Origin of the sequence: Pseudomonas pohangensis (assembly GCF_900105995.1) — a bacterium.
GTDB classification, from domain to species: Bacteria; Pseudomonadota; Gammaproteobacteria; order Pseudomonadales; family Pseudomonadaceae; genus Aquipseudomonas; species Aquipseudomonas pohangensis.
In genome coordinates this window covers 1,256,840-1,270,009 of the sequence record NZ_LT629785.1, presented here as the reverse complement: position 1 = coordinate 1,270,009, position 13,170 = coordinate 1,256,840, and the positions used below count along the sequence as shown (strand labels likewise).

The 13,170-nt window shown below is 60.1% G+C and carries 13 protein-coding genes; all 13 read left to right on the top strand.

The window, feature by feature from the left end; translation table 11 throughout:
* The first annotated feature begins 121 nt into the window (after nucleotides 1-121).
* The 13 genes from BLT89_RS05990 to nuoC all read left to right on the top strand — a co-directional run bounded on the left by BLT89_RS05990 (nucleotide 122) and on the right by nuoC (nucleotide 13,169).
* Nucleotides 122-568, top strand: a complete 447-nt coding sequence (locus BLT89_RS05990) for an NUDIX hydrolase (RefSeq protein WP_090193571.1) — start codon at nucleotides 122-124, stop codon at nucleotides 566-568.
* 62 nt (nucleotides 569-630) lie between these two features.
* On the top strand, nucleotides 631-1,761 hold the full coding sequence (gene mnmA / locus BLT89_RS05985; protein ID WP_090193570.1) for a tRNA 2-thiouridine(34) synthase MnmA: 1,131 nt from the start codon (nucleotides 631-633) through the stop codon (nucleotides 1,759-1,761).
* Nucleotides 1,758-2,387: a high frequency lysogenization protein HflD gene (hflD, locus tag BLT89_RS05980; protein WP_090193569.1), complete on the top strand. Its 630-nt coding sequence runs from the start codon at nucleotides 1,758-1,760 to the stop codon at nucleotides 2,385-2,387. The genes mnmA and hflD overlap by 4 nt, the downstream gene beginning before the upstream one ends.
* Nucleotides 2,384-3,247: a DMT family transporter gene (locus BLT89_RS05975; RefSeq protein WP_231975067.1), complete on the top strand. Its 864-nt coding sequence runs from the start codon at nucleotides 2,384-2,386 to the stop codon at nucleotides 3,245-3,247. Before hflD ends, BLT89_RS05975 begins: the two co-directional genes overlap by 4 nt.
* An 84-nt stretch (nucleotides 3,248-3,331) precedes the next feature.
* Nucleotides 3,332-4,702: an adenylosuccinate lyase gene (gene purB, locus BLT89_RS05970; RefSeq protein WP_090193568.1), complete on the top strand. Its 1,371-nt coding sequence runs from the start codon at nucleotides 3,332-3,334 to the stop codon at nucleotides 4,700-4,702.
* Between the two features lie 63 nt (nucleotides 4,703-4,765).
* Complete coding sequence (locus tag BLT89_RS05965) at nucleotides 4,766-5,932, top strand: ribosomal protein uL16 3-hydroxylase (RefSeq protein WP_090193567.1); 1,167 nt, start codon at nucleotides 4,766-4,768, stop codon at nucleotides 5,930-5,932.
* A complete protein-coding gene (locus tag BLT89_RS05960; RefSeq protein ID WP_090193566.1) occupies nucleotides 5,925-6,350 on the top strand; it encodes a GNAT family N-acetyltransferase in 426 nt (141 codons plus the stop codon). Before BLT89_RS05965 ends, BLT89_RS05960 begins: the two co-directional genes overlap by 8 nt.
* Nucleotides 6,351-6,361: 11 nt before the next feature.
* Nucleotides 6,362-6,994 (top strand): DUF7931 domain-containing protein, encoded by a 633-nt coding sequence (locus tag BLT89_RS05955; RefSeq protein WP_090193565.1) that lies wholly within the window; start codon nucleotides 6,362-6,364, stop codon nucleotides 6,992-6,994.
* Nucleotides 6,991-7,800, top strand: coding sequence for a secretin N-terminal domain-containing protein (locus BLT89_RS05950; protein ID WP_090193564.1), 810 nt, complete (start codon nucleotides 6,991-6,993; stop codon nucleotides 7,798-7,800). Before BLT89_RS05955 ends, BLT89_RS05950 begins: the two co-directional genes overlap by 4 nt.
* Before the next feature lie 473 nt (nucleotides 7,801-8,273).
* Complete coding sequence (locus tag BLT89_RS05945; protein ID WP_090193563.1) at nucleotides 8,274-9,869, top strand: isocitrate lyase; 1,596 nt, start codon at nucleotides 8,274-8,276, stop codon at nucleotides 9,867-9,869.
* Nucleotides 9,870-10,228: 359 nt separating this feature from the next.
* Nucleotides 10,229-10,642: an NADH-quinone oxidoreductase subunit A gene (locus BLT89_RS05940; protein WP_090198743.1), complete on the top strand. Its 414-nt coding sequence runs from the start codon at nucleotides 10,229-10,231 to the stop codon at nucleotides 10,640-10,642.
* Nucleotides 10,643-10,652: 10 nt separating this feature from the next.
* Complete coding sequence (locus tag BLT89_RS05935; RefSeq protein WP_090193562.1) at nucleotides 10,653-11,330, top strand: NuoB/complex I 20 kDa subunit family protein; 678 nt, start codon at nucleotides 10,653-10,655, stop codon at nucleotides 11,328-11,330.
* Nucleotides 11,331-11,387: 57 nt separating this feature from the next.
* Nucleotides 11,388-13,169 (top strand): NADH-quinone oxidoreductase subunit C/D, encoded by a 1,782-nt coding sequence (gene nuoC / locus BLT89_RS05930; protein ID WP_090193561.1) that lies wholly within the window; start codon nucleotides 11,388-11,390, stop codon nucleotides 13,167-13,169.
* Nucleotide 13,170: the final 1 nt, after the last annotated feature.

Genomic DNA, 13,170 nt, shown 5'->3' with positions numbered 1-13,170 from the left:
AGCGACTTCAAACGCTGCACCAGCACAAACCCCGGCCTCTGCGTCGGGGTTTGTGCTTTCAGTCTGACCCGCAAGCGGATACTCCGGTTATTCTTGCTCCTTGAACCGCAAGGGAAAATTTATGGATTGGCAGCCACACATCACCGTCGCCACGGTCATCGAAGATCAAGGGCGCTTTCTGCTGGTCGAGGAAATGGCTGAAGGCCGCGCGGTCTTCAACCAGCCCGCCGGGCATCTGGACGCCGATGAGAGCCTGAGCGAAGCCGCCCTGCGCGAAACCCTGGAAGAAACCGGCTGGGAAGTCGAATTGACTGCAGTGATCGGCATCTACCTGTATACCGCGCCGAGCAACGGCGTGACCTACCAGCGCGTGTGTTTTGCCGGCAGAGCCCTGCGCCAAAGAGCCGACAGTCCGCTGGATGAAGGCATTATCGGCCCGCGCTGGCTGACCCGCGATGAACTGGCCAGCCAACCCGAACGCTGGCGCAGCGAGCTGGTTCTGCGCTGCATAGACGACTACCTGCAAGGTGAACTGTTCCCGCTGAAGCTGATCCGCCCACGCAGCTGATTCACCCCAGCCCGTTCACGCCTGTTAGAATCAGCGCCCTTTTGCCGTAACTTCCAGCCGCCATGACCAGCCTCACCCCCAGCAAAAACAAACCCCGCGTGATTGTCGGCATGTCCGGCGGTGTCGATTCGTCGGTTTCCGCCCTGCTCCTGCTGGAACAGGGCTATCAGGTGGAAGGCCTGTTCATGAAGAACTGGGAGGAAGACGACGGCACCGAATATTGCACCGCCATGGCCGACCTGGCCGATGCACAAGCAGTCTGTGACAGCATCGGCATCCCGCTACACACCGCCAACTTCGCGGCCGAGTACTGGGATAACGTCTTCGAGCACTTTCTCGCTGAATACAAGGCTGGCCGCACACCCAATCCGGACATCCTGTGCAACCGCGAAATCAAGTTCAAGGCCTTCCTCGACTATGCGCTGAACCTGGGCGCCGAGCTGATTGCCACCGGCCACTATGTACGCCGCCGCGACATCGACGGCCGCAGCGAGCTGCTCAAGGGCCTGGACCCGAACAAGGACCAGAGCTACTTCCTGCATGCCGTGGGTGGTGAGCAGATCGGCAAGACGCTGTTCCCGGTCGGCGAACTGGAAAAACCGCAGGTTCGCGCCATCGCGGAAAAATATGGCCTGGCCACCGCCAAGAAGAAGGACTCCACCGGCATCTGCTTTATCGGCGAGCGACGTTTCAGTGATTTCCTCAAGCAATACCTGCCGGCCCAGCCAGGTGACATCGAAACCACCGAAGGCACCGTCATCGGCCGTCACCACGGGCTGATGTACCACACCATCGGCCAGCGCCAGGGGCTGGGAATTGGCGGGCTGAAGGACGCCGGTGACGACCCCTGGTACGTGCTGGTCAAGGATCTGCAGCGCAATGTGCTGGTCGTCGGTCAGGGCAATGATCATCCCTGGCTGTTTTCCGATGCCCTGCTGGCCTCGCACATCTACTGGGTCAATCCTGTGGAGCTGGACACGCCGCGGCGGCTCACAGCGAAGGTGCGTTATCGCCAGGCGGATCAGGCCTGCACACTGGAGCAGACCGCCACCGGTTATCGGGCCGTCTTCGAGCAACCGCAACGCGCAGTGACACCCGGCCAGTCAGTGGTTTTCTACAATGGCGAGATCTGCCTGGGTGGCGGCGTGATCGAGAGCGCTGAAGCAACCGTCAACAGGGCAATCCGCGCATGAATCAGACCCAGGAACAATTAGTCGCACTGGCCGCCGTTTTTCAGGCCGCAGCGCTGGTCGACAAGCTGGCCAAGACCGGCCAGGCCAGCACCCCCGCCATCAGCTGCCTGCTCGGCGCCCTGCTGGTGCGCGATCCGGACAGCACACTTCAGGTCTATGGCGGCGACGATCTGAATCTGCGTGAAGGTTATCGCGCCCTGGCCAACGCCCTGGAGCGCAACCCGGGCAATTTGCAACGCGAGCCGCTGAAATACGCCCTCGCCCTGCTCGCCCTCGAGCGGCAGCTGGCCAAACGCGACGACCTACTGGAAATCATCGGCAAGCGTCTGGACAGCATTGAACAGCAGGTCAGCCATTTCGGCATTGCCCATGACAATGTGATTGCCGCCTGCGGCGCGCTGTATCAGGACACCATCAGCACCTTCCGTCTGCGCATCCAGGTGCAGGGCGAAATGCGCTATCTCCAGCAAGCCGGCAACGCGGCAAAAATCCGCGCTATTTTGCTGACCGGTATCCGCTCGGCAAGACTGTGGCGACAACTCGGCGGTCATCGCTGGCAGCTGTTGTTGAGCCGCAACAAACTGCTTCGGGAACTGCAACCGCTCCTGCGCAGCTCCGCACCTTGAACCTGCCGATACGCAGCGTAAAGCCCCTTCAGGGCGCTCTTTATCTGGCCCTGTCGGCGCTGCTTTTCTCGCTGATGGGCGTGGTGATTCGCGAAGCCTCGGCAACGGTCAATAACGAATCGGTGGTGTTTTTTCGCAATCTGGTCGGCGTGCTGTTTTTCCTGCCACTGCTGTTGCTCAAAGGCGTACAACCGCTCAAGACCCGCCGCCTGAAGTCGCATATGTGGCGTACCACCTACGGCCTGGCAGCGATGTACTGCTTCTTCTACGCCATCGCCCACCTGCCGCTGGCCGATGCCATGCTGTTTACCTACTCGGCGCCGGTGTTCACCCCGCTTATCGCCTGGTGGTGGCTGAAGGAGCCCCTGAGCAAGCGTATGGCGCTGACCACCGGCATTGGCCTGATTGGTGTGCTGCTGGTGGCCAAACCCGGTCATACGCTATTTGAGGGTCAGGCACTGGTCGGCCTGTCCGCCAGCATTCTGGCGGCGTTCGCCTTTGTCTCGATTCGGGAAATGAGCGATACCGAGCCGGCCTACCGCATCGTGTTTTATTTCTCGCTGTTCAGCGCACTGGTCTCGGCCATTCCGCTGAGCTGGTCCTGGCAGCCACTGCATACCCATGAATACGGCTTGCTGCTGGTGGTCGGCCTGCTGGCCACTACCAGTCAGATTGTCATGTCCAAGGCCTATGGTCTGGCTCCACCAGGAGTGATCGGTCCCTTTGCCTATCTGGCCATCGTTTTCGCCGGCATCATTGCCTGGCTACGCTGGGGCGAAACGCCGGATCTGACCTTCCTGATCGGCGCCGCGCTGATCTTCTCCGCCAGCCTGTTGTCGATTACCCGACGCAAAGCCTGAGCGGCACCGGCAAAGCGCGCAGTCAACAGCCTGTTTCATGTATGATGTGCGCCCTTTTTTCACCGATTGCCCGAGAACGCCTCCATGCAGCTTTCTTCGCTCACCGCGGTTTCACCAGTCGATGGCCGCTACGCCGGCAAAACCAGCGCATTGCGCCCGATCTTCAGCGAGTACGGTCTGATCCGCTGCCGCGTGCAGGTAGAAGTTCGCTGGCTGCAACGCCTGGCTGCGCACACCGGCATTGCGGAAGTGGCACCTTTCTCTGCCAGCGCCAATGCCCTGCTCAACGAGATGGTGGACAACTTCCGGCTGGAGCATGCCGAACGCATCAAGGAAATCGAGCGCACCACCAACCACGACGTCAAAGCCGTGGAATACCTGCTCAAGGAACAGGCTGCCAAGCTGCCGGAACTGGCCGCAGTCAGCGAGTTCATCCACTTTGCCTGTACCAGCGAGGACATCAACAACCTGTCCCACGCGCTGATGCTGCGTGAAGGCCGTGATGATGTGCTGCTGCCACTGATGCGTCAGGTTGCCGACGCCATTCGTGCCCTGGCGGTACAGTTTGCCGATGTGCCGATGCTCTCGCGCACCCACGGTCAACCGGCTTCGCCAACCACGCTGGGCAAGGAACTGGCCAACGTGGTCTATCGCCTGGAACGGCAGATCGCCCAGGTTGCCGCCGTACCCTTGCTGGGCAAGATCAACGGTGCCGTGGGCAACTACAACGCGCACCTGTCGGCCTACCCGGACATCGACTGGGAAGCCAATGCCCGCGAGTTTATCGAAGCTGACCTGGGCCTGAGCTTCAACCCCTACACCACGCAGATCGAGCCCCACGACTACATTGCCGAACTGTTTGACGCGGTAGCCCGTTTCAACACCATCCTCATCGATTTCGACCGCGATGTCTGGGGTTACATCTCGCTGGGCTACTTCAAGCAGAAGACCATCGCCGGCGAGATCGGCTCATCGACCATGCCGCACAAGGTCAACCCGATCGACTTCGAAAACTCCGAAGGCAATCTGGGTATCGCCAACGCCCTCCTGCAGCACCTGGCCAGCAAACTGCCGATCTCGCGCTGGCAGCGTGACCTGACCGACTCCACCGTGCTGCGCAACCTCGGTGTCGGCTTTGCCCACAGCATCATCGCCTATGAAGCCAGCCTCAAGGGCATTGGCAAACTGGAGCTCAACGCAGCGCGCATTGCTGCCGACCTGGATGCCTGCTGGGAAGTGCTGGCCGAACCGATCCAGACCGTGATGCGCCGCTACGCCATCGAGAACCCCTACGAAAAACTCAAGGAATTGACCCGCGGCAAGGGCATCAGCCCGGAAGCACTGCAGACTTTCATCGATAGTCTGGACATGCCGGCCGAGGCCAAGGACGAATTGCGCAAGCTGACACCCGCCAACTACATCGGTAACGCGGTCGCCCAGGCCAGGCGCATCTGAATAACCTGCTGTCGCTCACGCCCGGCCGTGTCGGGCGTTTTCTTTTGCCGAAGACCAAAATCAATGACTGCTGAATCACCCCTGCAACTTCTAGGCGGCCTGACTGCCCGCGAATTTCTGCGTGACTACTGGCAGAAAAAACCCTTGCTGATTCGCCAGGCCATTGCGGACTTCGAGAGCCCGCTGTCACCCGACGAGCTGGCCGGCCTGTCACTGGAAGAAGAAATCGAGTCACGTCTGGTCATCGAGCATGGCGAGCAACCCTGGGAATTGCGCCGCGGCCCCTTTGCCGAGGACACCTACCAGAATCTGCCCGAGCGTGACTGGACCCTGCTGGTGCAGGCAGTCGATCAGTTCATTCCGGAAGTCGCCGAGTTGCGCGAACAATTCAGCTTCCTGCCCAGCTGGCGCATTGACGACGTGATGATCAGCTTCGCTGCTCCCGGCGGCGGCGTGGGTCCGCACTTCGACAACTACGATGTATTCCTGCTGCAGGGCCATGGCCAGCGCCGCTGGCGCATTGGCCAGATGTGTGATGCCGACAGCCCGCTGCTGGAGCATGCGGAACTGCGCATCCTCGCCGAATTCGAACAGCAGGAGGAGTGGCTGCTGGAGCCCGGCGACATGCTTTACCTGCCACCACGCCTGGCCCACTACGGCACTGCAGAAAACGACTGCATGACCTACTCGATCGGCTTTCGCGCGCCGAGTACCGCCGAGGTACTGACCCACTACACCGACTTCATTGCCCAGTTCCTCACCGACGAGGAGCGCTACAGCGATGCCGGCGCCCTGCCCGCCAGCGATCCTCAACAGATCCGCCCGGACGCCGTACAGCGCCTCAGAAGCATGCTCACCGAGCAGCTGAGTGACGACCGCCTGCTGTTGAGCTGGTTTGGCCAGTTCATGACCGAACCCCGCTACCCGGAACGGCTCGGCGGCTGCGCCATCGATGACGCCGAATTACTTGACGCGCTGCACCAGGGCGCCCTGCTGGTGCGCAACCCCAGCGCCCGCCTGGCCTGGTCTGAAGTGGATGGAGATGTCCTGCTGTTTGCCAGTGGCAACAGCCGGCTGCTGCCCGGCAACCTGCGCGACCTGGTACGCAGCATTTGTGCCGCCGACGCACTGCACCTGGAAAACCTTGCAGCCTGGTTGAAGGATGACGAGGCAGCTAAATTGATCCTTGAACTGATCAGACAAGGGAGTCTGGAGTTTGCTGATGAGTGAGATTCATGTACGCATTGCCAGCTGGCAAGATGACAACGCCGTATTGCGGCAGATACGTGAAAATGTGTTTATCAACGAGCAATCGGTGCCGCCGGAGCTTGAGTGGGATGCCGAGGATGCAGATGCCATCCACTTCCTGGCCTACGAAGGCGACTACCCGATCGGCACCGCACGCCTGTTGCCGGACGGCCATATCGGCCGGGTTTCGGTGCTCAAGGACTGGCGCGGCCTGCATGTAGGCGACGCCATCCTGCACCGCGCGATCGCCGAAGCCGAACGGATTGGCCTGAAGCGGCAGATGCTCAGCGCACAGGTTCACGCCACACCTTTCTATGAACGGCTAGGCTTCAAGGTAGTCAGCGGCGAATATCTGGACGCCGGCATACCGCATGTCGACATGGTGCGCGATAGTCACTGAGCGAGGCCCGCATGAACGAGGACAGCCCGGATACAGACCATCAGCCCGATGCGGAATTGGCCCCCATCGAGTTCGACTCACCGGGGCGCTTCAGCATCAACAACCCGTCTACCAGCCCGGCGAGGCTCCAGGTCTGGGAGCCTGCCCCGTTCACCCTCGGCGAGACCACCGAACTGCAGCGTTTCAATAGCGCCGAACAGGCGCGCTGCCTGATGCTGGCAATGCTCCAGCAGGCACGCCGCAGCCTGTGCCTGTACACCCCCGACCTGGAACCCTGGCTGTACAACCACAACCTGATTCAGGATAGCTGCAGGGCTTTTCTGCTCGGCCATCCGCACAACCGGTTACGCATCCTGCTCCGCGACAGTGGCAGAGCGGTCAGGGACGGCCACCGGCTACTCACCCTGTCCCGGCGCCTGTCGAGCAACCTGCATATCCGCAAGCTGCATCCGGACTATCCGGCCGAAGAAGTGGCATTTCTGCTGGCAGATGATCGCGGCTTGCTGCTGCGCCCCGAGATCGACCAATATGCCGGTTACGCCTTGTTCAATGATCCCGGTCGTACCCGCCTGCGCCAGGCCCAGTTCGATCAGGCCTGGGACAGCAGTGTGCTCGACCCCGACCTGAGGAGCTTTCTGCTATGACTTTTCGCCGGCTCTGCCTGACTGTTCTGCTCGGCATCAGTTTTACCGCGCAGGCAGCCACGGAAGTGATAGCGCTCGACTACCTGACCGCCGATGACGTGCTGGCCACGGCCCAGTCGGTGCTCGGCAGCGAAGGCCGGGCGAGTGTTTACGGCAATCAGCTGATAGTCAGCGCACCAGCGGAAAAAATTGCAGAGCTACGCAGCGTCATCCAGCAACTGGACACGCAGCCCAGGCGCCTGCTGATCACCCTCGACACCAGCGGAACGGCTTCGGATTCCGACAGAGGCTATCGCGTGGACGGCTCGGCCAGTGCAGGCAATGTCGAGATCATTGCCGGACGCGGCGAAATCAATGGCAAGGACCAGGTCCGCATCATCAACAACAAAAGCACCAGCAACAGTGGCGGCGTGCAACAGGTGCAGGCCACAGAGGGCTATCCCGCGCTGATCCAGGTGGGCCAGAGCGTGCCTCTCAGGACCACCAGCAGCGGACCCTACGGCCAGACCATCCAGAACACCCAGTACCGGAATGTCACCAGTGGCTTCCTGGTTACCGCCACGGTTTCGGGCGACCGGGTCAACCTCAGCATTCGCAGCAACAACGACAGCCTGAGCCGCTCGCAGCCGGGCGTAATCAACGTGCAGAGCACCGATACGCGAGTCAACGGCCGCCTTGGCGAATGGATTTCACTGGGCGGCGTCAGCAGCCAGAGCCAGGGGCAGGATTCGGGCTTCCTGCAACGCTCCACCTCGGGCAGTGCAGACGATATGTCGATGCGCATCAAAGTCGAAGTTGCCCCCTGAAAAGCCTGCGAATGCTCTGGCCAAAAATTATGTAGTAGTGGAAAAAAAACACTACAAAACGTTTGACGAATGCCAGCTGCAAGCGCATTATTGCCCCGCTCCCGCTAGCCAGAGGACCCTAGAGGCCCTCCGGATTGCAGCGATAACCCTCGCTGTGATCTGTGTCTTACCAGGCCCACAAGGCAGTTCGACGAGGTTGCGACTGGAACGAAGTTGTCCCGAGGGACGGGGAAGCGTTTAACGTAGCAGCCGGAATGACCCACAGATCTTCAAGCCGCAAGGCGTTCGCCTGATTAGCGAAGAGTGACACCCTCACTTCTGAATGATCGTCATCCTGCCGTTCGTACACCCCCTCTCCGGCAGACACGCCGAACCAGTCATGACTTCGCGACCTACAGTGTGCAACCTCGTTGGAACAACGGCTCTTGCGGGAAACCGGTGCCTAACCACACTCACACTTTGAAGGATTGACCATGTCCGCATATCAAAACGACATCAAAGCCGTTGCCGCCCTTAAAGCAGCCGCCGGCAGCAGCTGGAGCGCTATCGACCCCGAGTCCGTAGCCCGCATGCGCGCCCAGAACCGCTTCAAGACCGGTCTGGAAATCGCTCAGTACACTGCCGACATCATGCGCAAAGACATGGCCGAGTACGATGCTGACTCTTCCGTCTACACCCAGTCGCTGGGTTGCTGGCACGGTTTCATCGGCCAGCAGAAGCTGATCTCGATCAAAAAGCACCTGAAGACCACCAACAAGCGCTACCTCTACCTGTCCGGCTGGATGGTTGCTGCCCTGCGTTCGGAATTCGGTCCGCTGCCAGACCAGTCGATGCACGAGAAAACTTCGGTTTCTGCCCTGATCGAAGAGCTGTACACCTTCCTGCGCCAGGCTGACGCCCGCGAACTGGACCTGCTGTTCACCGCACTGGACGCTGCCCGCGCCGCTGGCGACAGCGCCAAAGCCGCTGACCTGCAGAACCAGATCGACAACTACGAAACCCACGTAGTGCCGATCATTGCTGACATCGACGCCGGTTTCGGCAACCCGGAAGCCACCTATCTGCTGGCCAAGCGCATGATCGAAGCAGGCGCTTGCTGCATCCAGATCGAGAACCAGGTTTCCGACGAGAAGCAGTGCGGTCACCAGGACGGTAAAGTAACCGTTCCTCACGCCGACTTTATCGCCAAGATCAACGCCGTGCGTTACGCCTTCCTTGAGCTGGGCATCGACAACGGTGTAATCGTTGCGCGTACCGACTCCCTGGGTGCCGGCCTGACCAAGCAAATCGCCGTGACCAAAGAGCCGGGCGACCTGGGCGACCAGTACAACTCCTTCCTCGATTGCGAAGAAGTTTCTGCTGCCGATCTGGGCAACGGCGACGTCGTGATCAACCGTGGCGGCAAGCTGCTGCGTCCCAAGCGCCTGCCTTCCAACCTGTTCCAGTTCCGCTCTGGCACCGGTGAGGCACGTTGCGTACTGGACAGCATCACTTCGCTGCAGAACGGCGCTGACATGCTGTGGATCGAGACCGAGAAGCCGCACGTTGGCCAGATCGCAGCCATGGTTAACGAAATCCGTAAAACCATCCCGAACGCCAAGCTGGTGTACAACAACAGCCCATCGTTCAACTGGACCCTGAACTTCCGTCAGCAGGTATTTGATGCCTTCGCCGCTGAAGGCAAGGACGTTTCCGCCTACGACCGCGCCAACCTGATGAGCGTCGAGTACGACGAAAGCGAACTGTCTCAGGTTGCTGACGAGAAGATCCGCACCTTCCAGCGCGATGCTTCGGCCCAGGCAGGTATCTTCCACCACCTGATCACCCTGCCGACCTACCACACCGCCGCGCTGTCCACCGACAACCTGGCCAAAGGTTACTTCGCAGACCAGGGCATGCTGGCCTACGTGAAAGGTGTTCAGCGCCAGGAGATCCGTCAGGGTATCGCCTGCGTCAAGCACCAGAACATGTCCGGTTCCGACATCGGCGACGCCCACAAAGAGTACTTCGCTGGCGAAGCCGCTCTGAAAGCCGGTGGTAAAGACAACACCATGAACCAGTTCAGCTGATAAGCACTGGCTCACTCAACCGGAAAGCGATTTCTGGTTGAGCAGGCAACACCAAGGCCCCGGTAGCGATACCGGGGCTTTTTTGTCTATGGCTTGCCGGCGCACAAGGCCAAATGCCTGCAAATGACTGGCTAATCCACCTATTCCGGTTAAGCTTACACAGCCATTTACCCCGGAATTCAGCCATTGCACCGGACTTCGGATAGATGAAGAAGTCGCTTTGACACATTTACTAACATGCCTTCGGGCAAGTAGAATCGTCCAGGAAATTTTAAGCCTGTTTTCTTTTCTATACAGGTAGTTACGTGCCACACGCAGCATCTGCCTGAATCAATACGATGGCACAAGGGATGGTCATGATGAGTGAAGCCAGCAGCGTACTGACCCACAACTGGGGTTTTGCCGTCTTTCTGCTCGGCGTGTTTGCCCTGATCGGCTTCATGCTCGGTGTTTCCAGCCTGCTCGGCAGCAAAGCCTGGGGGCGCAGCAAAAATGATCCCTTCGAGTCCGGCATGCTGCCAACCGGCACCGCCCGCCTGCGTTTTTCCGCCAAGTTCTATCTGGTTGCCATGCTCTTCGTCATCTTCGACGTTGAAGCCCTGTTTCTGTTTGCCTGGGCCGTTTCAGTGCGCGAAAGCGGCTGGGCCGGCCTGATCGAGGCCACTATCTTTATCGCAATTCTGTTGGCAGGTCTTGTCTATCTCTGGCGTATCGGGGCTCTCGACTGGGCTCCCGAAGCACGCCGCAATCGGCAGGCGAAGCTGAAACAATGAGGTTTTTGTAATGCACTACAATCTCACCCGTATTGATCCGGATGCGCCCAACGAGCAGTACCCGATCGGCAAGCGGGAAACGGTTTCAGACCCGTTGCTGGAAGACCAGGTACACAAGAACATCTATATGGGGAAACTCGAGGATGTTCTGCATGGCGCGATCAACTGGGGGCGCAAGAACTCGCTGTGGCCCTACAACTTCGGCCTCTCCTGCTGCTACGTAGAGATGACCACGGCCTTTACCGCACCGCATGACATCGCCCGCTTCGGGGCCGAGGTTATCCGCGCGTCACCCCGCCAGGCCGACTTCATGGTTATCGCCGGCACCTGCTTTATCAAAATGGCACCGGTAATCCAGCGCCTGTATGAACAGATGCTCGAGCCCAAGTGGGTGATTTCCATGGGTTCATGCGCCAACTCCGGCGGCATGTATGACATCTACTCGGTAGTCCAGGGTGTCGACAAGTTTCTGCCGGTGGACGTCTACATCCCCGGCTGCCCGCCACGCCCTGAAGCTTTTCTGCAAGGCCTGATGCTGTTGCAGGAGTCGATTGGCAAGGAGCGCCGCCCGCTGTCCTGGGTGGTCGGCGACCAGGGTGTATACCGGGCCGAAATGCCCTCGCAAAAAGAACAGCGCCGCGAAGAGCGCATCAAGGTTACCAACCTGCGCAGCCCCGACGAAGTTTGAAGCCTGGCCGACAGACCGGACTTGCATTCTTCAGTTGACCAATAGCGACCGAGAACCATGACTGCAAACACTGCGCTGCTCGTTCCACCCTATCAATCCGATGACCCAGCAGTTGTCGTTGAGCTGAACCAGCATTTCGGCGCCGAGGCCCTGTGCATCCAGAGCACGCGTACCGGCATGCCGGTGATCTGGGTAGCCCGCGAAAAGCTCGTTGAGGTTCTGGCTTTCCTGCGCAACCTGCCCCGTCCTTACGTCATGCTCTATGACCTGCATGGCATGGACGAGCGCCTGCGCACCCAGCGCCGGGGACTGCCGGCGGCTGATTTCAGCGTGTTCTATCACCTGCTGTCGATCGAGCGGAACAGCGATGTGATGATCAAGGTCGCGCTTGCCGAGAACGACCTGAACCTGCCGACCTGCACGCACATCTGGCCAAACGCCAACTGGTACGAGCGCGAAGTCTGGGACATGTTCGGCATTACCTTCGCCGGCCACCCGCACCTGACCCGCATCATGATGCCGCCGACCTGGGAAGGCCATCCGCTGCGCAAGGACTACCCGGCGCGCGCCACCGAATTCGATCCGTTCAGCCTGACCCTGGCCAAACAGCAGCTTGAGGAAGAAGCCGCCCGTTTTCGTCCGGAAGACTGGGGCATGAAGCGTGGCAGCGAGCACGAGGACTACATGTTCCTCAACCTCGGCCCCAACCACCCCTCCGCCCACGGCGCCTTCCGCATCATCCTGCAGCTGGACGGTGAAGAGATCGTCGATTGCGTACCTGAAGTCGGTTACCACCACCGTGGTGCCGAGAAAATGGCCGAGCGCCAGTCCTGGCACAGCTTTATCCCCTACACCGACCGTATCGACTATCTGGGCGGGGTGATGAACAACCTGCCCTACGTGCTGGCGGTAGAGAAACTGGCGGGCATCCAGGTGCCGCAGAAGGTCGACGTGATCCGTATCATGCTCGCCGAGTTCTTCCGCATCACCAGCCACCTGCTGTTCCTCGGCACCTACATCCAGGATGTCGGTGCCATGACGCCGGTGTTTTTCACCTTCACCGACCGCCAGCGCGCATTCAAGGTGATCGAGGCGATTACCGGCTTCCGCCTGCATCCTGCCTGGTACCGTATCGGCGGCGTCGCTCACGATCTGCCACGCGGCTGGGATGGACTGGTCAAGGAGTTCGTCGACTGGCTGCCCAAACGTCTCGACGAGTACGAGAAAGCCGCGCTGCAGAACAGCATCCTCAAGGGCCGCACCATCGGTGTCGCCAAGTACAACACCAGAGAAGCCCTGGAATGGGGTGTTACCGGTGCCGGCCTGCGCTCGACCGGTCTTGACTTTGACCTGCGCAAGGCGCGGCCCTACTCCGGTTACGAGAACTTCGAATTCGAAATACCGCTGGCACACAACGGCGATGCCTACGACCGCTGCATCGTCCGCGTGGAAGAGATGCGCCAGAGCATCCGCATCATCGACCAGTGTTTGCGCAATATGCCCGAAGGCCCGTACAAGGCGGATCACCCGCTGACTACCCCGCCACCGAAAGAACGTACCCTGCAGCACATCGAAACGCTGATCACCCACTTCCTGCAGGTTTCCTGGGGCCCGGTGATGCCGGCCAACGAAGCCTTCCAGATGATCGAAGCAACCAAGGGCATCAACAGTTATTACCTGACCAGTGACGGCGGCACCATGAGTTACCGGACGCGCATTCGCACACCGAGCTTTCCGCACCTGCAGCAGATCCCTTCGGTGATCCGCGGCAGCATGGTGGCTGACCTGATCGCCTATCTGGGCAGTATCGACTTTGTTATGGCCGACGTGGACCGCTAAG

Bases quoted from the DNA above. Each gene is read 5' to 3' on its own strand.
- BLT89_RS05955 (WP_090193565.1), top strand. From the start codon at position 6,362: ATGAACGAGGACAGCCCGGATACAGACCATCAGCCCGATGCGGAATTG.
- BLT89_RS05965 (WP_090193567.1), top strand. From the start codon at position 4,766: ATGACTGCTGAATCACCCCTGCAACTTCTAGGCGGCCTGACTGCCCGC.
- BLT89_RS05950 (WP_090193564.1), top strand. From the start codon at position 6,991: ATGACTTTTCGCCGGCTCTGCCTGACTGTTCTGCTCGGCATCAGTTTT.
- purB (WP_090193568.1), top strand. From the start codon at position 3,332: ATGCAGCTTTCTTCGCTCACCGCGGTTTCACCAGTCGATGGCCGCTAC.
- nuoC (WP_090193561.1), top strand. From the start codon at position 11,388: ATGACTGCAAACACTGCGCTGCTCGTTCCACCCTATCAATCCGATGAC.
- BLT89_RS05935 (WP_090193562.1), top strand. From the start codon at position 10,653: ATGCACTACAATCTCACCCGTATTGATCCGGATGCGCCCAACGAGCAG.
- mnmA (WP_090193570.1), top strand. From the start codon at position 631: ATGACCAGCCTCACCCCCAGCAAAAACAAACCCCGCGTGATTGTCGGC.
- hflD (WP_090193569.1), top strand. From the start codon at position 1,758: ATGAATCAGACCCAGGAACAATTAGTCGCACTGGCCGCCGTTTTTCAG.
- BLT89_RS05945 (WP_090193563.1), top strand. From the start codon at position 8,274: ATGTCCGCATATCAAAACGACATCAAAGCCGTTGCCGCCCTTAAAGCA.
- BLT89_RS05960 (WP_090193566.1), top strand. From the start codon at position 5,925: ATGAGTGAGATTCATGTACGCATTGCCAGCTGGCAAGATGACAACGCC.
- BLT89_RS05940 (WP_090198743.1), top strand. From the start codon at position 10,229: ATGAGTGAAGCCAGCAGCGTACTGACCCACAACTGGGGTTTTGCCGTC.
- BLT89_RS05990 (WP_090193571.1), top strand. From the start codon at position 122: ATGGATTGGCAGCCACACATCACCGTCGCCACGGTCATCGAAGATCAA.